This window comes from Stenotrophomonas sp. 17(2023) (genome assembly GCF_030345315.1).
Classification (GTDB): Bacteria; Pseudomonadota; Gammaproteobacteria; order Xanthomonadales; family Xanthomonadaceae; genus Stenotrophomonas; species Stenotrophomonas acidaminiphila.
The window spans coordinates 3,245,107-3,270,098 of record NZ_CP128405.1 but is presented as its reverse complement, the minus strand read 5'-3'; the positions used below and the strand labels follow the sequence as shown (position 1 = coordinate 3,270,098).

Here is a 24,992-nt window from a genome sequence, read left to right as displayed (position 1 = left end):
AATGGCACGGTTGGGTGACACGCCTGTCTCCTAGACTGCTGATGCTTGCAGAATGGAAGGACACGCCATGGGTCAATCACGATGGATATCCGCGGCGATGCTGTGCACGGCGTTCGTCGCTGCGGCCGCTGCCAACGACGCGAAAACGAAGGTCATCGTTCTCGGGGTCGATCATGCAGCCCAGCTTGTGGCCCCGGCCGACAGCCCGGCGCACCTGGCCGCGTTCCTCGCACGTGCCGATCCTGACGCGATCTGCATCGAGCGGTCTCCCGACGAGTTCGCCCGGAACAGCTATTACGAGTTCACCTATGAGGTGCAGGACGTGGCGGTCCCGTTCGCCAGGGAGCATGGGGTGGCGCTGTGCCCGGTTGACTGGCAGCCATCGGCGGAGGATGCCCGGCTGGGGTTCGACCTGGATCTGTCATCGATCCCCGAAATACGGCCGAGCTCCGGCTACCAGCAGTTCCTTTCCTTCCCACAGCCCGCTCAGCTGAAACGCACCCTGTTCCATGCCGACGACCCCGGCAACACGCAGCGGATCGCAGACTGGGCCGCCACGCCCGCGGCAAAGGCCGAGCACGACATGCCCCGGAGGATGTACCTGTACCGGACATTCCTGCAGGCCAGGCGCCTGGCGAGTGCGGCCAAGGCACGCCCCGGATCGACCGTGGTGCTCATCGTCGGTGAGTTCCACAAGCGCGACATAGAGAATGTCCTGTCCGCCGATGCGGGGATCGAGATCGTCCAGCCATCGACCGTTGGAAATCCGACCGCGGACGAACTGGCGGCCGCGTCGCGGCGTGAGTTCCATGCCGCGATCGCCACGTTCAACCTGCTCGGTGTGCAGGCGGATACGGGGAACATGGACCATGCCTACGTGGCCAGCGCCCTGGAGTCACTGGCAGAGCATGGGCAGACGCACGAGACGCGGTTGCTGGAGACGCGCTTTGCCCTCCTGGCCGGACGCATGAGTGCGCGCGAAGCGATAGAGGCGTATCAGCGGGTGGCGGACCAGGCGGGCGCCGAGGCCTTTACCTGGACAGGGGTCCAGGACCATACCCGGTTGGATTCCTACTTCGACCCGTTTGGAAACCTGACCGTTCGGCAACGTGCCCTGCTGGAGATCGCACGTGAGCGGGCCTGGCTGGGGATGCCGGACCAGGGCAAGACGATGAGACAGCTCGGCAGTGAACTCGGCGCGCGCAAGGCGATCCAGCTGGCTGCCTACTGGGATCGGCACATCGCTCAGCCGGCGCGGAACTGAGGCGAGGGCGTTCGACCCTGGTGCCCGTCACCCGGGTTTACGGCCAGCCTGCATGAGCAGGCCGGGGCGTGGGCCGCCGGCAACCGAGGGGCCGGGGATGCATCCCCGATGACGGGAATATCGCGGTGACCGGGCCGGCCGTGCCCGCGTCCACTGGAATCGGCGCGCCCCGACGGCACGATGCATGCGCCGGGCCAGCTGACCCTCGCGGTTGGGCGGCTGCCCACGTGCGTGGACGCGGCCGGCTGCATGCAGCGGCGGGCCGCCGCCGCCGTCCAGCGGGGCGGGCACGATGGGCGTATCGTGTCCGGGTAGATGCACGGTCGTGCGCGTGCAACCGGTGGCTGTCAGTGCCAGTGGCGTGCCGCGCGCTCGGCTGTGAGGGGGGTCAACGGCGGGGACGGCCGCATGACCATGAAGGCGGTGTCCGGCGCGGATGGCCGGCATCGTGACGCATGCAGCACGGGGAGCGCCGGGCGTGGCGCCGGTCTGGCGCGTGGCGCCGCTTCCCGGGGCGATGGCCTTGGCAGAACCGCAACAGACACAGGAGCCGGAATCCATGAAACACGAAACCTACAACCGCTGGTCGATCGGGCTGCATTGGCTGATGCTGCTGCTGTTCGTGCTGGCGTATGCCTCCATCGAACTGCGCGGGATCTTCGAGAAGGGCACCGCGCAGCGCGAGCTGATGAAGAGCGCGCATTTCTCGATGGGCCTGGCGATCCTCGCGCTGGTGTGGGTGCGGATGATCGCGCGCATGCTGACCACCACGCCGCCCATCGTCCCGGCACCGCCGGCCTGGCAGCGCTGGGCGGCCACGGCGGTCCACCTGCTGCTGTATGTCTTCATGATCGCCCAGCCGCTGCTGGGCTGGCTGGTGCTGAGCGCTGCGGGCAAGCCGGTACCGTTCTTCGGCCTGACCCTGCCGCCGCTGGTGGCGACGGATACCACGCTGGCCGGCACCCTCAAGGAACTGCACGAGACCCTCGGTAGCGTCGGCTATTGGCTGATCGGCATCCACGCGCTGGCTGCGCTGCTGCACCACTACGTGATGAAGGACAACACGCTGCGGCGGATGATGCCGTCCGCTGGGCGACACGCCGGCGCACACCGCGCCTAGGCCGGGAATCCGGATGGAGCGGCGGCCTGACCGGTCCCGCTCCACCGCTTGCCACCGGGCGCGGCCGCAACCCAGGCTTGTTCTTCCGGGCGGTCCTGCGGCAGGCGCATGCCGCGGACGACACCCGGTGCCGCCCGTTGCGCGGCAGGCCATGTCGGCTGCGGGGTGGTCGGTGTACCCCGCAAGGGGAGAAATGCGCCGGCGCGGCACCGGCAGCATCGAAGAATGCGACGGGATGACGGGTGTCAGCGCCCGTCGAGTACGGCGCTGATGGCGGCCACCATTTCCGGGTCGGCGGCCACGCCCTGCACTTCGCTGCGCGCGCGTACGCGGCCTTCCGCGTCGAGCAGCACCAGCACGCTGGTGTGGTTGATGCTGCCGTCGTCGCGGAAGCGGTAGCGCACGTCCAGCAGGTTGGCGAGGGCGCGTACGTCGCCCTCGGCCGGGCGCAGGAAGCGCCACTCGTCGGGCGCGCGGTGGCGCTGCGCGATCTCGGCCAGCGCGGCGGGGGTGTCGCGTACCGGATCGAGGGTCAGCATGTCCACGTCCAGGCGCGTGCGCTGGTCTGCCGGCAGTTGTTTCTGCACCGCCTTGGCGCTCTCGATGATGAGTGGGCACATCAGGTGGCAGTTGCCGTAGAACATGGATACCAGTTGCGGACGGCCGCGCAGCGACGCCCACGGCACGGACGTCCCGTGCTGGTCGGTGAGCGTGACCTGCAGGTGGTACAGCGACTGGCCGGGCAGGCTGGCCGCCGGCGCAACCGGCGCGTCGGCGGCGTTGAGCACGGGCGACACGCCCAGCGCCAGGCCGAGCAGCAGGAATGCGATGGATCTGTTCATGGCTGGCTCCTTGCGCAGCGGAAACCGAGATTGCCCAGGGTGGCCCCGGGTTGAAGCGCCGACAGCAACACGAAGCGCTTGACCACGCCATAGTCGCCCGGATCGTTGAAAGCCATGGCGCTGGCGCCGCAATAGCGCAGCGCATCGCCATCGGCCTGGCCACGGCGGTCGCCGCCGGCCAGCAGCGAGGCGAAATCCTCGCTCCACTCCCAGTGCGCGCCGTGCAGGGCATGGATGCCATGGACGTTGGCCGGTGCGCCGGCGGCGGCATCGGGGGCGCGTGGGGTTCCGTCGTTGACCTGGCGCAGGCGCCAGGCGCGGTCGCCACGCGCATCAGCGCGGGTGGCGTCGGCGGCCGCTGCGTACTCCCATTCGAGGAAAGTCGGCAGGCGCGCCTGGTCGGCACGGCAATAGGCGTCGGCCGCGTACCAGTTCACGTGGGTGACCGGCGCCTGTGGGTCGAGCGCGTCGCCGGGCGCATCCGGGTGCGCCCAGTGGCCGAGGTAGCCGGGACTGGAGAACACCGCTGGAACCTGGTCGCGCCGCCACTGCGGGTTGCGCGCCAGGAATGCGGCGAACTGCGCGTTGCTGACCGGGCGTGCCATCAGCGAGAAGTCCGCCACGACGCGCGTGGCGGAGGTCTCCTCGAACCGCACGGAGGAACGGAACGGACCGCCGGCAACGTTGCGGTAGCCGTCATCGGCCTCCACGGCAGCGGCGGTGGCCGATGCCAGGAGCAACACCAGGAAGAGCGTCCGTTCCATGTGCGTGGTCCTGTTTACTTGTGCTGGCTGCCCTGCGGCACGCCTTCCTTGTAGTCGATGTCGTGCTGCTGGCCGGTGTAGATCTCCGGGTTCTTCTCGCCCTCGACCTTGAGGATGCCCAGCGAGCCCTTGTGGAAGGTGCGGAAGATGCTGTGGTCGACCAGCACGAAGTTGCCGGGTACGTCGGCCTTGAACTCGACGATGGCCGAACCACCGGCCGGGACCAGCGTGGTCTGCACGTTCTCCTGGTACTTCGAGCCGCCCTCGGTATAGACCTTGTCGAAGATCTCGCCGATGACGTGGAAGCTCGACACCAGGTTCGGGCCGCCGTTGCCGACGAAGATGCGGATCTTCTCGCCGGCCTTGGCGGTCAGTGCCTTGTCGCCCTGCAGCGAATCGACCGAACCGTTGAACACCACGTAGGTCGGGTGTTCCTCGATGGCCTTCTCCAGGCTGAAGGGCTGCAGGCCCGGCTCACCGTGCGCGCCTTCGGTGTAGAAGTCGCCCTGCACCACGTAGAACTCCTTGTCCACCGGCTCCATGCCTTCCTCCGGCTCGACCAGGATCAGGCCGTACATGCCGTTGGCGATGTGCATGCCCACCGGCGCCATCGCGCAGTGGTAGATGTACAGGCCAGGATTGAGCGCCTTGAAGGTGAACTGCGTCTCCTTGCCCGGCAGCGTGAACGTGGCCTCGGCGCCACCGCCCTGGCCGGTGACCGCATGCAGGTCGATGTTGTGCGAGAAGTGCGAGCTGTGGTGGTTCTTCAGCTTGAACTCCACCGTATCGCCCTTGCGCACGCGGATGAAGCTGCCCGGCACCGTGCCGCCGAAGGTCCAGTAGTTGTAGGTCACGCCATCGGCCATGCGCATGTCCTTCTCGACCATTTCCAGGTCGACGACGACATGGGCCGGCGTCTTGCGGGTGATCGGTGGCGGTGCGAACGGCGGCGCGGTCAACACGGCCTGGATCGTTTCCAGTGGTGCTTCGGCGACGTCTTTCTTTGCTGCGAAGGCATTGCCGGCGAAGGCGGCGGCGATGGCGCCAGCGAGTGCGCAGGCGACGAATGGGTGGTGCAGGCGCTTCATGTTGTTACCCCGTGAATGGCCTCAGGCCGATGGGTCCATGTTCCCGGCGCGGACTGCCCCGCAGCGTTGATCCGGATCAATCCAGCCCCGCCGGAAAGCCGCGAAATAGGCCCAATCACACGCGACTTGACCAAGGTCAAAAGCCCGGCCGATCGCGCCTCCATGCAGTCCCGCCAACGCCGTGCTCAGGCCTGCCAGGTCGATGCCGAACGCCAGCAGCGCCACAGCGCATGGGCGGCGCCCAGCCATGCCAGCAACAGCAGGGCGCCGGCCACGCGCGCCAGTCCCGGCAGCACGCAGGCCACGGCCAGCGACAGCGACGCGGCCGCATGCAGCCACCACACCCGTCGCTTGTGCCGCTCGTCGAACAGGCTGCCGACGCCGGGGACGCGGGTGCCGCGTGGCATGCGCCGGCGCAGCTCGATCCAGGCGAGGAAGCCGGTGATTTCCATCGCCATGCCCAGCACGAGTGCGGGAAAGCCCACCGCCACCACCAGCGTGCCGGCAAGCACGTCCCGGCCCGGCAGCCACATCGCCAATGCGCCGCAGCCGAGCGCCACGCCGCCCAGCGCCCAGAACCGCCGCAGCACGGTACCGCGGCGATGCGGCGCGCGCAGTTGCAGCACGATCACCGTGGTGGCGAACAGCAGCAACGGCAATGTGGCCAGGGCGCGCGCCGCTGCCGCGGGCAGCGTGGCGCCGAGTCCATCGGCCGCCGCGGCCAGCATCACCCCGGCCAGCAGCACCAGCCACGCCCACAGCCATGCCGGCGCGATGCAACGCACGCCCTGCAGCATCGGCATGACCATGCTGCCCACTGCGGCCAGCAGTCCCAGCACCCAGCCCAGCAGGCCGAATCCGGCATGTGCAGCGGTCAGTGGCCTGGCCGGAGCCAGCCACCCCAGCCGCATCGACAGCAGCGCGGCACCCAGCACGAGCGCCGCCAGCAGAGACGCCGCGGCCAGGCCGATGCCGATACGTACCGCGCGTGCACCGCTGCCGCGCACCACCGCGACCAGTACCGCGCCTGCTGAAAGTGCCAGCGTGCCCAGCAGCAGCGGCGCTGCGAGCATGCCGCACAGGATCGAATGCGTGGCGATCGCCGGCAGCAGCAACACCACGCCCAGGTTGAACGTGGCGTGCAGCGGTGCGACGCCGCGCGCCACCGGCAGCGGACTGGCTGCGGCCACCGGCAGGAACTGCACCAGGCTGCCGAGCATCGCGTTGCCCAGCAGGCCCAGGGTGAACACATGCACCAGCGCGATGGTGGCCGGTGCATGCACGGACAGCAGCAGGGCGTCGCCCCCGGCCAGCAGCCAGGCGCCGGCCAGTGCGCCCCAGAGCAGCGAGGTGGCGAGGAAGCGCAGCGGGTACGACGGCGGCGGCGCCTGGGCGAATGCCAGGCCGCTCATGGTGCCGGCGGCGCGTCCAGAAGGTGTCGGTCGGCTGCGTGGCAGACCACCAGGCAGGCGCCGTCCGTTGTGGTATGCGCATCCCAGGCGAAGCCCATCTGCTCGAGCATCGGCAGCAGTGGCGCGGGATACATCGGCGTCAGCGCCACCAGCCGTTGCCCCGGAGGCAGTGTATGCAGGCAGGTGATGATGCGCTCCATCGGCTGCGGAGCCGGCAGGCCGCGCAGGTCCAGGCGCGGTGCCGTCACCGTGTTCAACCGCCCAGCCACAGCAGCCAGCCCAGCGGGTGATGTGTCCGCGCGATGCCGTAGATCTGCAGGAAGCACAGTGCCGCCGCAGTCACCAGCACGGCGCGCGCGCGCGCGTTGCGTCCACGCCGGAACGCGGCCATGCCCAGCCCGACATAGGCCACCAGGAAGGCGAGCTTGGTCCACAGCCAGCCGTTGGCGAACAGGGCCGAAGGCAGCAGGGTCAGCAGCATCATCGCCGCGGTCAGCAGCACGGTGTCGATGGTGTAGCTCAGGTAGCGCACCGCGGCCAGCCGCGGCCAGCGCATGCCGGCCATCAGCGCCAGTGCGCGCAGCGCGAACAGGGTGCCGCTGCTCATCGCGGCGCTGATATGGACAAGCTTGATGTCCGGGTAGAAGACCAGCATCGCGCTCATCCGGGGCGCCCGTCCGCACGCGGTGCCAGGTAGATCCGGCCGATGCGCGTGACCCACGGCGCCAGTGCCAGCAGCCAGCCGAAGGCGGCCGCAGCCTGCCACGCCAGCGCGTCGGGCGCGATGTCGGCGACGATGCGCATCACCGCCACCACCTGCAGCAGGCCGAACGCGAACCACGCGACCTTCGGCATCACCAGCGGCCGCCCGGAGTGGCCCTGGGTCACCCGCGTCACCATCGCCACCAGCAGGCTGCCGAAGAAGCCGATGAACAGCGCATGCATCGGTGCGCGGCCGAGGATGAAATCGCCGCTCGCCAGGTACGTCACGCTCTGCACGACGTACAGCGCGAAGGTCACCGGCAGCCAAGCGGTGCCGACGAACAGCACCGCCAGCAGGCCGGGCATGCGCCGCCGCGGCCACCAGCGCCATACCGCCCAGCCGGTCAGCAGCAGCAGCGGCGCATCGGCCAGCCACAGCCAGGCATAGCCGTGCACCAGTTCCAGTCCAAGGTGCACCAGCAGCAGCACCCATACCGCGCCCAGCCACGGCAGCGGCCGCCACGGCTGGTAGCCCGGCACGATGTTGCTGGCGAAGAACGGGAACATGCGGTGCGCCACGGTCACGTACACCGGCAGCAGCAGGCCCATGCCGCCGATCTTGATGCTGGCGAAGGCCCAGGCAGGCGAGGCGCCGAGCACGAAGGCGATGAACATCGCCAACCCCAGCCAGCCCAGCACCAGCCCGGCGAAGCATGAGCGCGCATGCCAGGTGCGGCCCTTCTCGTCGGCCAGCAGGCGGCCCAGGGTGAACAGCGCCGAGGTCCAGCCGGCCAGCGCCATCCACAGGCCCACGGTCAGCCCCGCCTGCCATCCCGCCGCGCCGAGCAGGATGGCCAGCTGCCCGCCCATCAGGCCCAGGCCCACCGGCACATAGCGCCAGCGTTCCAGCTCGCGCAGGCCCATCCAGCGCGGGAACACGGTCAGCAGGAAACCGAAGATGAAGCTGGGCAGCACCAGGTACTGCATCACGAAGGCATGCAGCCAGCCGGCGGGTACCGCCATCTCGGGCATCGTCCAGCCGCCCCAGCGCGCCGCCGCCAGCCACAATGCCCACCACGCCATCGCCAGCAGGACGTTGCCGGCACCGACGAAGAACATCAGCCGGTGCGGTGCATGGCCGAGCCAGGCGGGAGACAGGCGGGGGGGCGGCGGGGCGTGGTTTTCCATGGGCGCAGCTTGCTACCGGGGGGCGGGTGGTGCCTTGACGTGGGTCAGGTTTGGGGGTGGTCGCGGGCCGGGAGGCCCGGCTGCCGATGCCCCAGGCCCTGGCTTCGGCGCCGCTTGAGCAGCGACGGGCCGCAGGTCGAAAGCGGAAAAGGAAGGATCACGGCAACAACGACGGGCTTCCGGATCGCCGTGCACAAAAAGGAAGAGCCGCATGCGCGGCTCTTCCCCGGTTGCATCATGCGATGCGTCGGCTCAGGCCTGGTCGGCCTCGCCCACCGGCAGTGCCGCCGCCTTGCGCGGCGCCACCCACAGGCGGAACACGAACCAGGCCAGCGCCAGCGCGCCAACACTGAACAGCGTATCGGCCGGGACGCGCATCCACACCAGCATGTCCACGATCGGCTGCTGCATGAACTCGGCCGAGCGCGCATACCAGTAGCCGTGCTTGAGCGCGGCGCTGAGCTGCAGGATGCCCAGCGGCAGCAGCGTGAAGGCGGCCATGCCGGCCAGGCCCAGGTTCAGTGCCCAGAAGCTGGCCTTGAGCAGCTTTTCGTTCCAGACGACGTCCGGCTTGAGCCCGCGCAGGCAGAACAGCATCAGGCCGATGCCGAGCATGCCGTACACGCCGAACAGCGCGGTGTGGCCGTGGGTCGGGGTCAGGTTCAGGCCCTGCATGTAGTACAGCGACAGCGGCGGGTTGATCAGGAAGCCGAACAGGCCGGCACCGACCAGGTTCCAGAACGAGACCGCGATGAAGAACAGGATCGGCCACTTGTACTTGGCCATCCACGGCGTGGCCTTGCCCATGCGGTAGTTGTGGTACGCCTCGAAGCCCACGTAGGCCAGCGGCACCACTTCCAGCGCGCTGAAGCTGGCGCCCAGCGCGATGACCGCGGTCGGGGTGCCGGTGAAGTACAGGTGGTGCAGGGTGCCGAGCACGCCACCGGCCATGAACACGATGGTGGCGAACAGCACGGCCACGGTGGCCGACTTCACCTGCAGCATGCCCAGGCGGGTGAACAGGAAGGCGATGACCGCCACCGCGAAGACCTCGAAGAAGCCTTCCACCCACAGGTGCACCACCCACCAGCGCCAGTATTCGACCATCGACAGGTGCGTATGCTCGCCCCACATCAGGCCGGCCGCATAGAACAGGCCGATGGCGACCACCGACAGGAACAGCAGGCTGACGATCGACTTGGACTCGCCCCCGTTCCTGATCGCCGGCCACAGCGCACGGCCGACCAGGGTCAGCCACAGCACCAGGCCGATGAACAGGAACCATTGCCAGAAGCGGCCCAGGTCCACGTATTCCCAGCCCTGGTGGCCGAACCAGAAGTTGTGCTTCAGGCCCAGCTTCTGCATGACCGCGAACCACTGCCCGGCGAACGAGCCGACCACGATCACGATCAGACAGATCCACAGGAAGTTCACCCCCAGCCGCTGGAACTTCGGCTCGTGGCCGGAGATGGCCGGTGCGATGTACAGGCCCATGCCCAGCCACGCGGTGGCGATCCACAACACCGCCAGCTGCGTGTGCCAGGTGCGGGTGAGCGAATACGGCAGCACGTCGGCGATGGCGAAGCCGTAGGCCTGCTGGCCTTCGACCTGGTAGTGCGCGGTGATGGCACCGAGCAGGATCTGGGTGAGGAACAGCGCGATCACCACCCAGAAGTACTTGGCGGTGGCGCGCATCGACGGGGTTACCTTGATCGCGGCCAGCGGGTCGGTCTTCGGCAGCACCGGGGCCATCTCATCACCGTGGTTGACCGCGTAGTGCCAGCCAAGCAGGGCGATGCCGGCGATCAGGAACAGCACGCTGAACACCGTCCAGATGAAAGTACTTGGCGGCGCGGTGTTGCCGACCAGGCTGTCGGCCGGCCAGTTGGCCGTATAGGTGATGTCCGAGCCGGGGCGTTCGGTCACCGACGCCCAGGCCGCCCACCAGTAGAAGGCGGTCAGCTGGCGGCGATGCTCGGCGTCGGGCACCGTGTCGTTGCGCATGGCATAGGCTTCGCGCAGCTCGCCGGTGGCCGGATCGGCCGAGAACAGGCTCTCGTAATGCGCAGCCACCGTGGCGATCGCCGCGGCGCGGTCGTTGTCGACGATGATCGCGCCGTCCGCGGCGTCGTAGGTGTTGGGCCGCAGCAGGCTCTGCACGCGCTTGGTGTAGGCGGCCTGGGTGGCGGCGTCGAGCTGCTTGTAGTTCTCGGCGCCGGCCTCGCGCCGGGCCCAGATGTCCAGCACGGCCTCGGCTTCGCGATGCAGCCAGTCCGCGCCCCAGTCCGGGGCGACGTAGCCGCCGTGGCCCCAGATCGAGCCCAGCTGCTGGCCACCGATCGATTGCCAGACCTGGCGACCGGTCTCGATGTCCTTGCGGGTGAAGATGACCCGGCCGTCCTCGGTCACGACCTTTTCGGGCAGAGGGGGGGCCTGGCGATGGACCTCGCTGCCGACCCATAGCAGGACGGCGAACGAGGCGATGAGCAGGGCCGCCAGCCCTACCCATAGCTTGCGTGTGGAATTCATGTTGCGGCTCTCCTGAGGATACCGGCGCATCATCGGCGTGGCCGCCAGGGGGCTCCATGACGCAGGTCAAGCACCGCGGCAATTGCATCGGGGCGCCGCGGGCGGTGTTTCATGCGGGTGCGGTGAGCGCGCATTTTCCGGCTTGTTTCCTGCGTCCTGCGGCGTCCGGCGACGGTGCATCGAGCCGTGCAGCGCTGCCGCCGAAGGGCGACGTGGAGCACGCGTCCGGGTGACGCGGGGTGTACGCCGTGCACGCGCCGCGAGACCCGCGCAGGGAGCCGGCGCACGCAGCCCGACCGTTCGCGTGCGGGTCAGTGCCTGTCCGTGTCCAATGCTCTTCGCGCGCGCACGGACACGTCTTTCGAAACCGTATGGCGGATCAGGGTGACCCGTCACCTGCCCAATGATGGAATCCCTGACCCTGCTTCTGCTGTCGTACGGGCTGTACAGGGCAAACCACGGCACCGCCATGACCGCTCACGCGAACAGGGGATTCGGTGCTGTCGGCCGGAACGGAATGCCTGTTCCTTCGCGTGCATGGAGAAGCCGCCGGGCGCGCGATGCGCCGTTCGCAGCACAACGCGGGGTCACGCGCGCAGCGGCTCTGCAGCCGCGGTACGACGTGCCGCCAGCCGCCAGCCGCCAGCCGCCAGCCGCCAGTGGCATCTACTACGCGTGCCGATGGCGAGGCGGCGAGGGAGGCGGCAGTTGCCTGGCGGCGTCGGCCCACTCACCGCGGCGAAGCCGCGCGTCGGCGCCTTCCGGTCCGTTGTTGTTGCCTGGAAGAGCGGCGTGCATCGTCCCGCGCTGCCTTCGGGTTCATACCCCCGGCTCCGGTGCGGAACGAGCAGCCCGCGCAGCAAATACCGGGCACGATCACCGTTGCCGCACGCGTGATGGCGTAAGCAGGCGAGCGCCCGCGCGGGGGTGGGCTCCAGGGGTTGGGTTGTACTGAAACGCGCCGCCAGTGGACTCAGTCGCGCAGGACCGTCAGCGCCATTGCCTCCAGGCGCGGCAGGTCGAGGATCTCCACGTCGCGCTGCTTGATGTGCAGCAGGCCTTCCTGCTCGAAGCGGCGCAGCACCCGGCTCACCGTCTCCGGCGCCTGCCGCAGGTAGTTGGCGATATCGGTGCGGGCCATGGTCAGCTGGAACCGGCGCGGCGAGAAGCCGCGTGCGGCCAGGCGCCGCGACAGGCCGATCAGGAATGCCGCCATGCGCTCGTCGGCACTGTTGTCGCGCGCGAACAGCGACGCCACGCCGATGTCGCGGCTCATCAGCTTGAACAGGTGCTGCTGCAGGTTGGGCAGGCGCGTGGCCAGCAGGGCGATGCGCGGGAACGAGAAGCGGCACAGCATCACCGTATCCAGCGCCACCGCGTTGCACGGGTAACGGTCGCCGTGGATCGCATTCAGACCGATCACCTCGCCCGGCAGGTGGAAACCCAGTACCTGCTCGTGGCCATTGCGGTCGGTCTGGTAGGTCTTGACCGTGCCGGCGCGGACCGCGGCGATCGCGCTGAACGAGTCGCCCTCGCGGAACACGTGCTCGCCGGCACGCAGCGGACCGACGTGTTCGACCAGTACGTGCAGGTCGGCCAGCGCGCCCTTGTCCATGCCTTCGGACAGGCATGCCTGCGAAAACGCGCAGGTGGAACAGAACGTCAGGGCGTCGCCGTCGTCGGCGACGATGCGCGCATCGGTGCGCGGGAAGACCAGCGGGGAACTCATTCGGGCACTCCCGTCGGGGTCACACCGTACGCGAGAAGCACGGTGTTGCTGCGGCGGCGGTGGGCAGGTGGCGATCGAAGCACATGGCGATGATACGCAACAGCAGCCGTCCCCGCGAGGTGGCCGCCAGCCCATCGCCCGAAAGCTCCACCAGCCCGTCCTCCTGCAGTGCCTGCAGGCGCTCCAGCGCCGTGGCGAAGTAAGTTGAGAAGTCGATCACATGCCGCTGCTCGATGTCGCGGAAATCCAGGGTGCCATGGCACATCAGGCGCTGGATCACATCGGCGCGGATCACGTCGTCCTCCTCGAGGCGCAGGCCGCGCCATACCGGCAGGTGGCCGCGGTCGATGGCCTGCTCCCAGCTGCCGAGGTCGCGCGGGTTCTGGCTGAAGCTGGGGCCGATATGGCTGATGGCGCTAACGCCCAGGCCGATCAGGTCACTTTCGGCGTGGGTGGTGTAGCCCATGAAGTTGCGGTGCAGGCTGCCGTTGCGCTGGGCCACGGCCAGGCTGTCGTCGGGCAGGGCGAAGTGGTCCATGCCGATGTAGACGTAGCCGGCCTGGCCGAGCTTGTCGATTGCGCATTGCAGCAGCGCGAGCTTGGCTTCCGGTGCGGGCAGTTCGCTGGCGTCGATGCGCTGCTGCGGGCGGAACATCGAAGGCAGGTGCGCATAGCCGTAGATCGCCAGCCGCTCCGGCCGCGCCTGCAGGGTGATGTCCAGGGTGCGCGAGAAGCCTTCCAGCGTCTGCCGCGGCAGGCCGTAGATCAGGTCCACGTTGACCGAGCGCAGGCCATGCTGGCGGCAGGCGTCGATGATCGCCAGGGTCTGCTCCACGCTCTGGATGCGGTTGACCGCGCGCTGCACCTCGGGGTCGAAGTCCTGCACGCCGAGGCTGGCGCGGTTGAAGCCGGCGGCGGCCAGCTCGCCGATCTGTTCGGGGCTGATGAAGCGCGGGTCCAGTTCGATCGAGCAGTCCAGGCGCGCGGCCGGGGCGAAGGAGAAATGCCGGCGCAGCACGTCCATGGCCTCGGCGATCTGCGCCGGGGTGAGGAAGTTGGGGGTGCCGCCACCGAAGTGGACCTGCTCGACGTCGCGGTCGCGGTCGAACAGCGCGGACATCATCGCCATCTCGCGGTACAGCCGGGTCAGGTAGGCGGCGCCGCGCGCGGTGTCGCGGGTGATGATGCGGTTGCAGCCGCAATAGAAGCAGGGGCTGGCGCAGAACGGGATGTGCAGGTACAGCGACAGGGGGCGCGGGATCGGGTCACCGTTGCTGGTTGCCGCCATCTCGACAAGGTCGGCCTCCTGGAACCCGGGAGTGAACTGCGGGGCGGTCGGATAGGAGGTATAGCGCGGCCCAGGTGCGTCATAGCGCCGCAGCAGCTCGGGGTCGAACAGGGGGGGCGGAGTGGCCATTGCGGCAGCCTAGCAGGCGCCGCGGGCTTGTCCTTGACGTGCGTCAATCGCCGCCCTGCGCCTTGCCCGGGCTGGGTTGCGGAGCCTGGAAACCGCCGTGCGTCCGGGCTGTCAGGCAGGGGCGCGAGCCCCGCCAGGGGACCGTGCTGTTGCGTTGCCGCGGGCGGCCGCACCCGCCGCTCGCTAGACTGCATCGCTTTGCTCCGGAGGAATCATGGCCACTCATCGTCCCGTTTCGCTGATCGGCGTGCCCACCGACGTCGGTGCCGGCCACCGCGGCGCGCGCCTGGGACCGGAGGCGCTGCGCATCGCCGGCCTGCCCGAGGCGCTGGCCGCGCGTGGCGTGGACGTGCGCGACATCGGCAACCTGCAGGGGCCGCGCAACCCGTGGACCGGGCCGGTGGACGGCTACCGGCACCTGGACGAAGTGGTCGCGTGGAACCATGCGCTGATGGAGGCGACCCTGGTCGAGCTGGGCGATGGCCGCCTGCCGATCATGCTGGGCGGCGACCACTGCCTGGGCATCGGTTCGATCACCGCGGTGGCGCGCTGGTGCCGCGGGCAGGGCAAGCAGCTGCGGGTGCTGTGGCTGGACGCGCATTCGGATTTCAACACCTCCGAAGTCACCCCTTCGGGCAACATCCACGGCATGCCGGTGGCGTGCCTGTGCGGGCTCGGCCCGGACGCGCTGACCCGGCTCGGCGGCGACGCGCCGGCGATCTCGCCGCAGCAGGTGCGGCAGATCGGCATCCGCTCGGTGGACCAGGACGAGAAGCGCCTGATCAAGCAGCACCACGTGGATGTGTACGACATGCGCTACATCGACGAGAGCGGCATGAAGCGGGCCATGGAGGCCGCGCTCGAAGGCATCGACGCCAATACCCACCTGCACGTCAGTTTCGACGTGGACTTCCTCGACCCGAGCATCGCCCCGGGCGTGGGTACCACGGTGCCGGGCGGGGTCAACTACCGCGAGGCGCAGCTGGTGATGGAGATGATCGCCGACACCGGGCTGATGGGCTCGCTGGACATCGTCGAGCTCAACCCGCTGCTGGACCGCCGCAACCGCACCGCCAAGCTGGCGGTGGACCTGGTCGAAAGCCTGTTCGGCAAATCCACCCTGATGCGCGATTGACGGCGGCACCACCTCGCTGAACCTGCGCCGGTGGCGTTCACGCGCGCTGCACGTGAATGCCGCCAGATTCCTCTCCACACGCGGCGTCGCCACCCGGCGGCCGCCAGTCGAGCAGAGGAGAAACCTGATGAAGCGAGTACTGATGCTGGCCCTGCTGGCGGTGTTTTCGGCGGGGATGCTCAGCGCCTGCAACACCGTCGCCGGCGCCGGCAAGGACATGCAGAAGGCCGGCGAGAAGGTCGAGGACAAGGCCCACGACTGCAGCGACGGCAAGTGTTGACCCCCGCCGCGGCCCGCAGCGGGCCGCGCCATCCAAGAGCCATCCAGGAGATAGACATGAAGCGCACGGTTGCCCTGATGATGCTGTCGTTGTTCTCGATCGCGGTGCTGTCCGGCTGCAATACCGTTGCCGGTGCCGGCAAGGACGTGCAGAAGGCCGGCGAGAAGGTGGAGGACGCAGCCAAGCGCTGATGCCCGGCGACTGGCAGACGCGGAAAAGGCCGGCTACATGCCGGCCTTTTTCGTTGTCTCGGCCGGTGCAAGCTGAAGCGCCGTTCAAGAACGTCGTCGCTTGCATACAAATCGTCGATCTCCTGCCAACATCCGCGCCGGCATGCTGTTCGTGCGGCGGAGCTGCCGCCAATCCCCCGAAAGGAGACACGCATGAACAAAGACATCATTTCCGGCAAGTGGAGCCAGCTCAAGGGCAAGGCGCAGGCCAAGTGGGGCGACCTGACCGACGACGACTTCAAGGTGGCCGAAGGCAATGCGGAGTACCTCGCCGGGCGCCTGCAGGAGCGTTATGGCTGGGCCAAGGATCGCGCCGAGAAGGAAGTGCGCGATTTCCAGGATACGCTGCACCGCGACCACCCCGACTGGCGCTGAGCCACAGCACGCTCCCCCTGGGCTGTATCCGGACGGGCCGCATCATGCGGCCCGTCTGCTGTCTGCGCCATCAGCGCCAGCGCGGTGGCGGATCGGGTACGAAACCGCCCGGGAACGCGCGTGGCGCGGGGTCGCTGCGCTGGCCCGGCACGATACCCATCGCCGCCAGGCGCGAACGGGTGTCGTAGCGGATCTGGCTGACCTGTACCGGCGTGCGGCTGGCGCGCTCGAAGCCGGTGGCATGGCTGGCCGATGCCTCGCGCCCGCCATGGCCGGTGCCCAGTTGCTGGCGCTCGGCACCCGCGGCTCGTGCTGCCGATGCGTCCATCGCGCGGTCGGCGCCTGCCTCCTGCGCGCGCAATGGCGCCGGTCGTGGCGCCGGTGCCGGGGCGATCGACAGCGGCCGCGCCTCGCCGAACACGGCGATGCCGACCACGCCCACGTTGGCCGGGCGGCCGGTGCGGCTGGCATAGCTGTCGCCCGGGTCGGTGAACACGAACTGCGCCACCTCCGCCGACGATTTGCGCCAGCCGGTGATGTCGCTCTCCTGCCAGGGCTCGAGCACGTAGCCGGCCTGGTCCGGCACCGCGGTCTGGCCGCTGATGGCGTTGACCCCGTCCACCGACAGCACCACCAGCACGCGCTCGCCGCTGAGGTTGCGCAGGCGCACGGCATAGCGGTGGCCCGGGGTGCCGGCGACCCACTGCTGCCCGCGATGCAGGTATGCGGTGGCTTCATCGCCGCTTTCGCGGTCGACCAGCGACAGCGCCACCGGCGTGGGTGGAAGGGGCGGCGCCGGGCGGAAGCCGCACAGGGCCAGGAGGGGCAGCAGGCAGGCGAGGAAACGGTACATGGCGGGCTCCGTGGCGGGGGACGGGGCCATGAACGGATGGATGCGGGCGGCGGGGTTGGCGCGTGGCGGTTACACTGGGCCGGTTAATCCGTCCGTCACGTTTGCGTTCATGACTACCCGCGTCCTTACCGGCATCACCCCCTCCGGCACCCCCCACCTAGGCAACTACGTCGGCGCCATCCGCCCGGCCATCGCTGCCAGCCGCGCGCCCGGGATCGAGAGCTTCTTCTTCCTGGCCGACCTGCACAGCCTGATCAAGTCGCAGGAGCCCGAGCGTACCCAGCGTTCGACCCTGGAGATCGCCGCCAGCTGGCTGGCCTGCGGCCTGGACCCGGACACGGTGTGGTTCTACCGGCAGAGCGACATCCCGGAAACCACCGAACTGATGTGGTTCCTGACCGTGGTCGCCGGCAAGGGCATCCTCAACCGCGCCCACGCCTACAAGGCGGCGGTGGACAAGAACCGCGAGGAACAGCTGGACGACGATGCCGGCATCACCGCCGGGCTGTTCATGTACCCGGTACTGATGGCCGCCGACATCCTGATCTTCAATGCCGACAAGGTGCCGGTCGGCCGCGACCAGATCCAGCACATCGAGATGGCGCGCGATTTTGCCCAGCGCTTCAACCACATCTATGGCAAGGAGTATTTCGCCCTGCCGGAAGTGATCATCGACGAGCAGGTGGCGACGCTGGCCGGCCTGGACGGCCGCAAGATGAGCAAGAGCTACCACAACACCATCCCGCTGTTCGCCCCGCGCGAGGAGCTCAAGAAGCTGGTGTTCTCCATCGTCACCGACTCGCGCGCGCCGGGCGAGCCGAAGGACACCGAGGGCTCGGCGCTGTTCCAGATGTACCAGGCCTTCGCCACCGCGGAGCAGACCGCGGCGTTCGCCGCGGCGTTTGCCGCCGGCATCGGCTGGGGCGATGCCAAGCAGCAGCTGTTCGAGCGCATCGACAGCGAGCTGGCGCCGCTGCGCGAGCGCTACAACGCGCTGATGGCCGAGCCGGAGAAGATCGAGGCGATCCTGCGCAGGCGCGGCCAGCAGCTGCGCGAGCAGTTCGCCATCCCGCTGTTGAAGGAACTGCGCCACGCCGTGGGCCTGCGCGACCTGTCCAGCGCCGGTGACGCGCCGAAGGCCGTGGCCGCGGCCAAGGCCGCGCTGCCGCTGTTCAAGCAGTACCGCGAGAAGGACGGACGTTTCTACTTCAAGCTGCTCGACGGCGAGGGCACGCTGCTGGTGCAGAGCGAAGGCTTCGACTCGCCGCGCGATGCCGGCCAGTTGATCGCCGTGCTCAAGCAGGCCGAGCAGGGCGACGCGCTGCAGAGTGAGTTGTTCCGCCTGGAGGCCAGCGTCGACGCGGTGCTGGCGGCATTGCGCCAACTGCGCGAAACGGACTGATACGGCGCGCTGCGCCGCCTGCCACGGCGCGCGCCATGCCGGTGTGCGCCCAACGGAGCTGACGATGGCCTGGTTGTCGTTGTTGCTGTTCCTGCCCTGGTTCGCGGTGGTGGCCGCGCTGTACTGGTGGTTCCCGCGGCAACCGCGGCACCGCGCGCGCAGCGTGTACGACGCCACGATGCTGCTGCTGGCGCTGCTGGTCAGCATCGGCTTTATGCATTGGGGGTACCGCATCGGTGCGGCCGAAGTCGATGCGGACAGCCTGTGGCGGCAGATCCTGGCGGTGCTCTACGCCTATGGCGGATTCCTGGCGATGATGGTGCTGGCGCTGCTGCTGCGGCCGCGCGTGCTGTACCGCGCCTGACATGACATGACGTGGCCGCGGGCACGACGACGGTCGCGATCCGCGGGTTCCGGCGCGACGAAAGCCGTATTGCCGTGCAGTCCATGCCAATGACAGCATCGGGTGTGCATCCAGGGAGCCAGCGCATGCGTGCCGAACACGATATCCATGTCATCGACACCGCCTTCCAGCGCGATCATTTCGATGCCGCCTACCTGTTGGTCGGCAATGGTCGCGGTGCCTTCATCGACTGCGGTACCAGCCACGCGCTGCCGCGCCTGCTGGGCGCCATCGCCGACGCCGGGCTCGGCGTGGACGCCATCGACTGGGTGATCCTGACCCACGTCCACCTGGACCACGCCGGCGGGGCCGGTGCGCTGATGCGGCAACTGCCCAACGCACGGCTGCTGGTCCACCCGCGCGGCGCGCCGCACATGATCGACCCGGCACGGCTGGTGGCCGGTGCCACCGCGGTCTATGGCGAGCAGGAAATGGCGCGCAGCTACGGGCAGATCGTGCCGGTGGCGGCCGCGCGCGTGGTGGTGGCCGCCGATGGCCACCGCCTTTCCCTGGGCGGGCGCGAGCTGTCATGCATCGATACGCCGGGCCATGCCCGCCACCACCTGTGCGTCTGGGATGCGGCCAGCCACAGCTGGTTCACCGGCGATACGTTCGGCCTGTCCTACCGCGAACTGGACAGCGCCCGCGGGGCGTTCATCATTCCCACCACCTCGCCGGTGCAGTTCGAGCCCGATGCCCTGCATGCCTCGATCGAGCGGCTGATGGCGCGGGCCCCGCAGGCGATGTACCTGACCCACTACGGCCGCGTGCAGGACGCCGCGCGGCTGGCGGCCGACCTGCACGCGCAGATCGACGCGATGACCGCCATCGCGCGTGCCTGCGATGGTCGCGGCGACCGCCACGATGCACTGGTGGCGGCGCTGGGCGCGCTGTACCTGGAGCGCGCCCGCGCGCATGGCTGCCGGCTCGACGACGCCGGCGTGCTGCGGGTGCTCGACATGGACATCGAACTCAACGCACAGGGGCTGGCGTGCTGGCTGGACCGCGGGCGCAGCCAGGCACGTGGCGAGGGCGTGCAGGCGGCGCCTTCGACGATGCCGGGAGCCGGGATGGGCGGCGCGTGAACCGCAGCACAGGCGTGCGCGCCACGCTGCGCTGCTGCGGGTAAAATCGCGGCTTTCCCCGCTGTTGGTACCGCCGTGAACCCGATGCGCATGCTGTTGTTGTCGTCCTGCCTGTTCGTCGGCGGCATCGCCAGTGCGGCCAACGACCTGCCTGGCGGCGGCATCGATCCGGAGGCGCTGTCGCGGCATGTGCGGGTGCTGGCGTCGGACGAATTCGAGGGCCGCGCGCCGGCCACCGCCGGCGAGCAGCGCACCGTCGACTACCTGGTCGAGCAGTTCCGCAAGGCCGGGCTGCAGCCCGGTGGCAAGGACGGCAGCTGGGTGCAGGAAGTGCCGCTGGTGCGCGCGCAGGTGGACGGCGAGGTCGAGGCCTGGCTGCAGCTGGGCACGCAGCGCACGCGTCTGGTCAACGGGCAGGACGTGACCCTGCAGAGCCTCAGTCCGCAGGGCGTGGTCGACAGGCAGGACCTGCCGCTGGTGTTCGTCGGCTACGGCATCCACGCGCCGGAACGGCACTGGGACGACTACAAGGACGTGGACCTGGCCGGAAAGATCGCCGTGGTGCTGATCAACGACGCCGACTTCGAGGCCGACGCGCCCGGCGCGTTCGACGGCAAGGCGGTGACCTACTACGGCCGCTGGACCTACAAGTTCGAGGAAGCCGCGCGGCGCGGCGCCGATGGCGTGCTGATCGTGCACGAGACCGCGCCGGCAGCCTACCCGTGGGCGACGGTGAAGGCCTCGGGCACCTCGCCGCTGTTCGACATCCAGCGCAGCGAGGCCGATGCGCGCGCGCTGCACACCCCGCTGCGCGGCTGGATGCAGCGTACGCTGGCCGAGCGGATCTTCGCCGCCGCCGGGCTGGATTTCGAGACGGAGAAGCGCAAGGCGATGCGCGCGGACTTCCGCCCGGTGCCACTGGGCGATGCCCGCCTGTCGGCCAGTTTCTGGATCAAGCGCGAGCCGGTGGTGACCCGCAACGTGGTGGCGAAGCTGGAAGGGGCCGCGCACCCGGACGAGTCGGTGATCTTCTCCGCGCACTGGGATGCGTTCGGCATCGGCCAGCCCGACGCCAACGGCGAGCGCGTGCGCCACGGCGCCATCGACAACGCCACCGGCGTGGCTTCGGTGCTGGAACTGGCGCGGGTGTTCGCCGCCGGCCCGCGCCCGCAGCGCACGCTGTACTTCATCGCCCTGACCGCCGAGGAGAAGGGACTGCTGGGCGCCAGTTACTACGCCGAGCACCCGCTGGCGCCGCTGGAGACCACGGCCGCGGTGCTGAACATCGAGATGTTCAGTCCCGACGGCGAGACCGCCGATATCGCCACCTGGGGCAAGGGCCGCGTTTCGCTGGAAGCGGACGTGGACCGCGTCGCGCGGGCGCGCGGCCGCCGCTGGTCGCCGGATCCGAACCTGGAGGCAGGCTTCTTCTACCGCGCCGACCACTTCGCCTTCGCCCGCAAGGGCGTGCCGGCGATCACCCTCGGCGCCGGCCTGGACAAGCGCGACGGCGGCATCGCCGCCGGCCGCGCGCTGCGCGATGCCTATTTCGCCCGCTGCTACCACCAGGCCTGCGACGCGTGGTCGCCGCAGTGGGACGCGCGCGGTCTGGCCGCCGACACGCTGCTGGTCTACGACCTGGGCCTGGAACTGGCCAACAGCCGGCACTGGCCGGCCTGGGACAAGGGTGCGGAGTTCGAGGCCGCGCGCGAGGCGAGCGACACCGCCAGGCGTTGACCGCAGCACGCCCGGCGCGTGCCATCGCGTGCCTCGCGGTTTCGTCTGCGAGGCGGAACGCGCGGTCGGCTGGCACGCACCGCGCATGCGCTCAGATACGGTGGCACGTCTCGATCCGCAGGCGGGCATGCCGCCGGGTGCGTTGCCGGTGGAGCGTGGCAACGTGCCGTGCCGCGCCGTGTGCGGAGACGGAGACGGAGGCGGAAATGCGCATGCCGGAAGGTGGCCGCGGGGGTGACGCATGCGCGGGGCCGGCCACGGCGGATACAGCATGCCGTTTTTCGGGCTGATCGCCGGCGCCGCGGTGTCCTAGAATCCGCATTCCCCGGATGGCGGTACCTGCCCCATGTCTGCGCCCCCCACCACGTCGGCTGCTCCACGGAGCGGCCTTGTCGTACTGGCCCTGCTCCTCGTGTACGTGGTCTGGGGCTCGACCTATCTCGGCATCCACCTGGCGCTGGAAGGCGGCATGCCGCCGCTTTCGGTGATTTCCGGTACCCGCTTCGTGATCGCCGGCGGCGTGCTGTACGCGCTGCTGCGCTGGCGCGGCGTGCCCGCGCCGACCCGCGCGCAGTGGCCGACCCTGGCGGTGATGGGCTTCAGCCTGTTGTTCCTGGGCAACGGCATGGTGGTGATGGCCGAGCGCGACGTGTCGTCCGGGCTGGCCGCGGTGGCGGTGGCCTCGGTGCCGTTGTGGATGGCGCTGTTCTCGGCATTCCGCGGACAGAAGGTGGCCGGTGGCGAATGGCTGGGCATCGCGGTCGGTTTCGCCGGCGTGCTGTGGCTCAACGCCGGCAGCAGCCTGACCGCCACGCCGGCCGGGCTGGTGTTCCTGCTGGTGGCGCCGCTGGGCTGGGCCGCCGGTTCGATCTGGTCGCGCGGGCGCGACCTGCCGTCGCCGTTCATGACCGCCGCCGGGCAGATGCTGTGCGGTGGTGCGATCCTGGTGGTGGCCGGCCTGCTGCGCGGTGAGCGCATGGACGGGCCGCCATCGCTGCAGGGCGTGCTGGCGGTGGGCTACCTGACCGTGTTCGGTTCGATCGTCGCCTTCACCGCCTATGTGTGGCTGCTGCACAACGTGCGCCCGGTGCTGGCCAGCAGCTACGCCTACGTCAACCCGGTGATCGCGGTGGCGCTGGGCGCGTGGATCGCGCACGAGCGCTTCAGCGCCGCCGACATCGGCGCGATGGCGGTGATCCTGGCCGGCGTCGTGGTCATCACCCTGGCCCGGCTGCGCCGCGCATGACGCCCGCCCGCGAGCACCGCAACGGCCTGCTGGCCACCACCCTGGCGTTCGTCATCTGGGGCCTGTTCCCGCTGTACTGGCGGTTGCTGATCGAGGTGCCGTCGTTCCTGATCATCGCCCACCGGGTGATCTGGAGCGCGGTGCTGCTGATCGGCGGCCTGGCCATCGTGCGCGGCTGGGGCTGGCTGCGCGAGGTGTGGGCCACGCCGCGGCGGTTCTGGCTGCTGGGCCTGTCGAGCCTGCTGATCGGTGCCAACTGGAGCCTGTACATCTGGGCGGTGAACGCCGGCCACGTGGTCGAGACCAGCCTGGGCTATTTCATCAACCCGCTGCTGAGCGTGGTGCTGGGCGTGGTGGTGCTGCGCGAGCGCCTGGGCCGCCTGCAATGGCTGGCGGTGGCGCTGGCGGCGCTGGGCGTGGCCTGGCTGACCTGGCAGAGCGGGCGCGCGCCGTGGATCGCGATCGGCCTGTCCATCACCTTCGGCCTGTACGGACTGCTGCGCAAGCTGGTGGTGGTCGAGGCGGTGACCGGGCTGGGCGTGGAAAGCCTGTTCATGGTGGCACCGGCGCTGGCCTATGCGCTGTGGGCCGAGAACGGCCATGGCGGCGGCTTCATTTCCGGCTGGGGCTGGCGCAACGACGCGCTGCTGGTGATGGCGGGCGTGGTCAGCGCGGTGCCGCTGATCGCCTTCGCCTACGGCGTGCGCCGCATCCCGCTGTCGGTGGTCGGGTTGCTGCAGTACATCGGCCCGACGTTGCAGTTCCTGATCGGCGTGCTGGTCCTGCACGAACCGTTCGCGTCCTCGCAGCTGGTCGGCTTCGGCCTGATCTGGGCCGGGCTGGCGGTGTTCGCCGTCGCCGGCGTGCGCGCGGCCGCGCGCTCACGCCAGCGGGCGGCCGCGGCCTAGGCGCCCCCCGGTCGCGACGCGCCGGCCACGCGACCGGCCGCGATCATCGATGCCGCTCCGGCGGAGTCGTTGCCGCCATGCGCGTCGGCCCCGGCGCGGTGGGCAGCGGGCAGGGCGCGTCATTGTTGCCGGCGCGTGCGAACCAGTCCTGGACCACGCCGCCAAGGCGATCCAGCCGCAGCGGCAGGGTCAGGTGGTCCTCGCCCTGCAGCTCCAGGTAGCGCGCGCGTGGCGCGGCGGCGGCCAGCGCGCGGCCCTGCGCGACCGGGATGTGGGCATCGTCGCGGCCGTGCAGCAGCAGCACGCAGGCCGGCACCTGCGCCAGCGCCTGGCCCACGTCCACGCGGTCCAGGTCGAGGCCGAGCCGGCGGTCGGCGGCGGCGATGGCCGCGTCCAGTCCACTGCCGCCGTACTGCCAGCGGGCCAGTGGCAGCGCGAGGTAGTCGCCCAGGCGCTCGGGCGGCCGCGACAGCATGTGCGGGACCATCGCGCGGATCGCCTGGCCGGCGTTGTCGAAGGATTCCATCGCCACCACGCTGCGCAGCCGCGGGCCGAGCTCGCGCGCGGCGAAGATGGCCGTGGCTGCGCCGTAGGACACGCCGAGCAGGTGCACCGGGCCGCTGATCTCGCCGCGGGCGTCGAGCGCGCGCAGCGCGGCGGCCACATCCTCGCCCTCGCGAGTGCCGTAGCCGGACGGCGCCTGCCCGGAGCGGCCATGGTTGCGCAGGTCCAGGGCGATGGTGCGGTAGCCGCCCTGCGCCAGCTGCAGCGCCCACGGCAGCAGCGAGCCGCCGTCCATCATCCAGCCGTGCAGCAGGATCACCGTGCCGCGCGGTGCGGCCGGTGCCACGTCGGCCGCCGGTGCGCTGGCCTGCATCGAGAACTCGGGGAAGCGCTCGCCCTGGCCGAGATAGCGGTAACGCAGGCGGTAGTCGCCGGGATCGAAGGCGAGCCAGTGCAGGGCCACGCCACCGCTGCCGGCGACCATGCCCTGGCGGTGCGGCAGGCGCGCGAGCAGGGCGTCGATGCGTGCGCTGGGCACCATCGGCGAAGTGCCGCCGGGCGCGGCCAGGCGCGCGCTGAGCGACAGGGGGGGCATAGGCGAGGACAGGGCGAAGCCGGCCAGCATCACGCAGACGCCGGCCAGCGCCAGCGAACGCAGCATGGCGGAGATCCGGAAAGGGGAGGGCCGCCACGGTAGCGCCTGCGTCGCGGCGGCTCTACCGCGCGTCGATGACAGGTGCATGACCGTTGTGTGGTGTTTGGTTTCGCGCCGCGCCGGG

Annotated in this window: 25 protein-coding genes; 13 read left to right on the top strand and 12 right to left on the bottom strand. The window is 69.8% G+C overall.

The genetic code is table 11. The annotated features are described in order from the left end of the window. Positions 1-67 precede the first annotated feature (67 nt). On the top strand, positions 68-1,264 hold the full coding sequence (locus tag QQA12_RS14845) for a hypothetical protein (RefSeq protein WP_226049706.1): 1,197 nt from the start codon (positions 68-70) through the stop codon (positions 1,262-1,264). 559 nt (positions 1,265-1,823) lie between these two features. After that, a complete protein-coding gene (locus QQA12_RS14840; RefSeq protein WP_056932839.1) occupies positions 1,824-2,384 on the top strand; it encodes a cytochrome b in 561 nt (186 codons plus the stop codon). A gap of 245 nt (positions 2,385-2,629) precedes the next feature. Here the strand turns inward: QQA12_RS14840 and QQA12_RS14835 are convergent, their stop codons facing one another. The 8 genes from QQA12_RS14835 to QQA12_RS14800 form a co-directional block, all read right to left on the bottom strand. After that, positions 2,630-3,226 (bottom strand): SCO family protein, encoded by a 597-nt coding sequence (locus QQA12_RS14835; protein WP_054668003.1) that lies wholly within the window; start codon positions 3,224-3,226, stop codon positions 2,630-2,632. After that, positions 3,223-3,990 (bottom strand): formylglycine-generating enzyme family protein, encoded by a 768-nt coding sequence (locus QQA12_RS14830; protein WP_226049705.1) that lies wholly within the window; start codon positions 3,988-3,990, stop codon positions 3,223-3,225. The genes QQA12_RS14835 and QQA12_RS14830 overlap by 4 nt, the downstream gene beginning before the upstream one ends. A gap of 14 nt (positions 3,991-4,004) precedes the next feature. Then, positions 4,005-5,078 (bottom strand): copper-containing nitrite reductase, encoded by a 1,074-nt coding sequence (gene nirK, locus QQA12_RS14825; RefSeq protein WP_054667998.1) that lies wholly within the window; start codon positions 5,076-5,078, stop codon positions 4,005-4,007. 185 nt (positions 5,079-5,263) lie between these two features. Further along, on the bottom strand, positions 5,264-6,490 hold the full coding sequence (locus QQA12_RS14820) for a hypothetical protein (protein ID WP_226049704.1): 1,227 nt from the start codon (positions 6,488-6,490) through the stop codon (positions 5,264-5,266). After that, positions 6,487-6,738 carry a DUF2249 domain-containing protein gene (locus tag QQA12_RS14815; RefSeq protein WP_182212675.1) on the bottom strand — a complete coding sequence of 84 codons (252 nt, stop codon included), beginning with the start codon at positions 6,736-6,738 and terminating at the stop codon, positions 6,487-6,489. Before QQA12_RS14815 ends, QQA12_RS14820 begins: the two co-directional genes overlap by 4 nt. 5 nt (positions 6,739-6,743) lie before the next feature. Then, on the bottom strand, positions 6,744-7,154 hold the full coding sequence (locus QQA12_RS14810; RefSeq protein ID WP_325167385.1) for a SirB2 family protein: 411 nt from the start codon (positions 7,152-7,154) through the stop codon (positions 6,744-6,746). Further along, positions 7,151-8,380 carry an NnrS family protein gene (locus QQA12_RS14805; RefSeq protein ID WP_226049703.1) on the bottom strand — a complete coding sequence of 410 codons (1,230 nt, stop codon included), beginning with the start codon at positions 8,378-8,380 and terminating at the stop codon, positions 7,151-7,153. The genes QQA12_RS14810 and QQA12_RS14805 overlap by 4 nt, the downstream gene beginning before the upstream one ends. 252 nt (positions 8,381-8,632) lie before the next feature. After that, positions 8,633-10,909: a nitric-oxide reductase large subunit gene (locus tag QQA12_RS14800; RefSeq protein WP_226049702.1), complete on the bottom strand. Its 2,277-nt coding sequence runs from the start codon at positions 10,907-10,909 to the stop codon at positions 8,633-8,635. 56 nt (positions 10,910-10,965) lie between these two features. Between QQA12_RS14800 and QQA12_RS14795 the strand changes: the two genes are divergently transcribed. Next, positions 10,966-11,142: a hypothetical protein gene (locus QQA12_RS14795; protein WP_226049701.1), complete on the top strand. Its 177-nt coding sequence runs from the start codon at positions 10,966-10,968 to the stop codon at positions 11,140-11,142. A gap of 740 nt (positions 11,143-11,882) precedes the next feature. On the opposite strand, the gene QQA12_RS14790 is transcribed toward QQA12_RS14795, so the two are convergent. Together QQA12_RS14790 and hemN are read right to left on the bottom strand one after the other, a co-directional pair. Further along, positions 11,883-12,638, bottom strand: a complete 756-nt coding sequence (locus QQA12_RS14790; RefSeq protein ID WP_056932454.1) for a helix-turn-helix domain-containing protein — start codon at positions 12,636-12,638, stop codon at positions 11,883-11,885. Between the two features lie 19 nt (positions 12,639-12,657). Then, positions 12,658-14,055 (bottom strand): oxygen-independent coproporphyrinogen III oxidase, encoded by a 1,398-nt coding sequence (gene hemN / locus QQA12_RS14785; protein WP_226049700.1) that lies wholly within the window; start codon positions 14,053-14,055, stop codon positions 12,658-12,660. A 214-nt stretch (positions 14,056-14,269) separates the two neighbouring features. Here hemN and rocF point away from each other — a divergent pair, with 214 nt between their 5' ends. The 4 genes from rocF to QQA12_RS14765 all read left to right on the top strand — a co-directional run bounded on the left by rocF (position 14,270) and on the right by QQA12_RS14765 (position 16,075). Continuing rightward, a complete protein-coding gene (gene rocF, locus QQA12_RS14780) occupies positions 14,270-15,190 on the top strand; it encodes an arginase (RefSeq protein WP_226049699.1) in 921 nt (306 codons plus the stop codon). Positions 15,191-15,317: 127 nt separating this feature from the next. Beyond that, complete coding sequence (locus QQA12_RS14775) at positions 15,318-15,470, top strand: entericidin A/B family lipoprotein (protein ID WP_056932451.1); 153 nt, start codon at positions 15,318-15,320, stop codon at positions 15,468-15,470. Positions 15,471-15,526: 56 nt separating this feature from the next. Continuing rightward, complete coding sequence (locus QQA12_RS14770) at positions 15,527-15,661, top strand: entericidin A/B family lipoprotein (RefSeq protein ID WP_056932450.1); 135 nt, start codon at positions 15,527-15,529, stop codon at positions 15,659-15,661. Positions 15,662-15,853: 192 nt separating this feature from the next. Continuing rightward, positions 15,854-16,075 (top strand): CsbD family protein, encoded by a 222-nt coding sequence (locus tag QQA12_RS14765; protein WP_054667983.1) that lies wholly within the window; start codon positions 15,854-15,856, stop codon positions 16,073-16,075. A gap of 70 nt (positions 16,076-16,145) precedes the next feature. Here QQA12_RS14765 and QQA12_RS14760 read toward each other — a convergent pair whose 3' ends face one another. Next, the gene (locus QQA12_RS14760; RefSeq protein WP_226049698.1) at positions 16,146-16,928 is read right to left on the bottom strand and encodes a hypothetical protein; all 783 of its coding nucleotides are present in this window, start codon (positions 16,926-16,928) and stop codon (positions 16,146-16,148) included. A 109-nt stretch (positions 16,929-17,037) separates the two neighbouring features. Here QQA12_RS14760 and QQA12_RS14755 point away from each other — a divergent pair, with 109 nt between their 5' ends. The 6 genes from QQA12_RS14755 (at position 17,038) to rarD (ending at position 23,709) form a co-directional block, all read left to right on the top strand. Then, positions 17,038-18,330, top strand: coding sequence for a tryptophan--tRNA ligase (locus tag QQA12_RS14755; protein ID WP_226049697.1), 1,293 nt, complete (start codon positions 17,038-17,040; stop codon positions 18,328-18,330). Between the two features lie 64 nt (positions 18,331-18,394). Next, positions 18,395-18,694 carry a hypothetical protein gene (locus QQA12_RS14750; RefSeq protein ID WP_182212679.1) on the top strand — a complete coding sequence of 100 codons (300 nt, stop codon included), beginning with the start codon at positions 18,395-18,397 and terminating at the stop codon, positions 18,692-18,694. A 125-nt stretch (positions 18,695-18,819) separates the two neighbouring features. Then, positions 18,820-19,818, top strand: coding sequence for an MBL fold metallo-hydrolase (locus QQA12_RS14745; RefSeq protein ID WP_226049696.1), 999 nt, complete (start codon positions 18,820-18,822; stop codon positions 19,816-19,818). Positions 19,819-19,902: 84 nt separating this feature from the next. After that, a complete protein-coding gene (locus QQA12_RS14740) occupies positions 19,903-21,555 on the top strand; it encodes a M28 family metallopeptidase (RefSeq protein WP_226049961.1) in 1,653 nt (550 codons plus the stop codon). Positions 21,556-21,901: 346 nt separating this feature from the next. After that, the gene (gene yedA, locus QQA12_RS14735) at positions 21,902-22,801 is read left to right on the top strand and encodes a drug/metabolite exporter YedA (protein ID WP_054667974.1); all 900 of its coding nucleotides are present in this window, start codon (positions 21,902-21,904) and stop codon (positions 22,799-22,801) included. Beyond that, a complete protein-coding gene (gene rarD, locus QQA12_RS14730; RefSeq protein WP_182212682.1) occupies positions 22,798-23,709 on the top strand; it encodes an EamA family transporter RarD in 912 nt (303 codons plus the stop codon). The genes yedA and rarD overlap by 4 nt, the downstream gene beginning before the upstream one ends. 43 nt (positions 23,710-23,752) lie before the next feature. On the opposite strand, the gene QQA12_RS14725 is transcribed toward rarD, so the two are convergent. After that, a complete protein-coding gene (locus tag QQA12_RS14725) occupies positions 23,753-24,874 on the bottom strand; it encodes an alpha/beta fold hydrolase (protein ID WP_226049695.1) in 1,122 nt (373 codons plus the stop codon). Between the last annotated feature and the right edge of the window lie 118 nt (positions 24,875-24,992).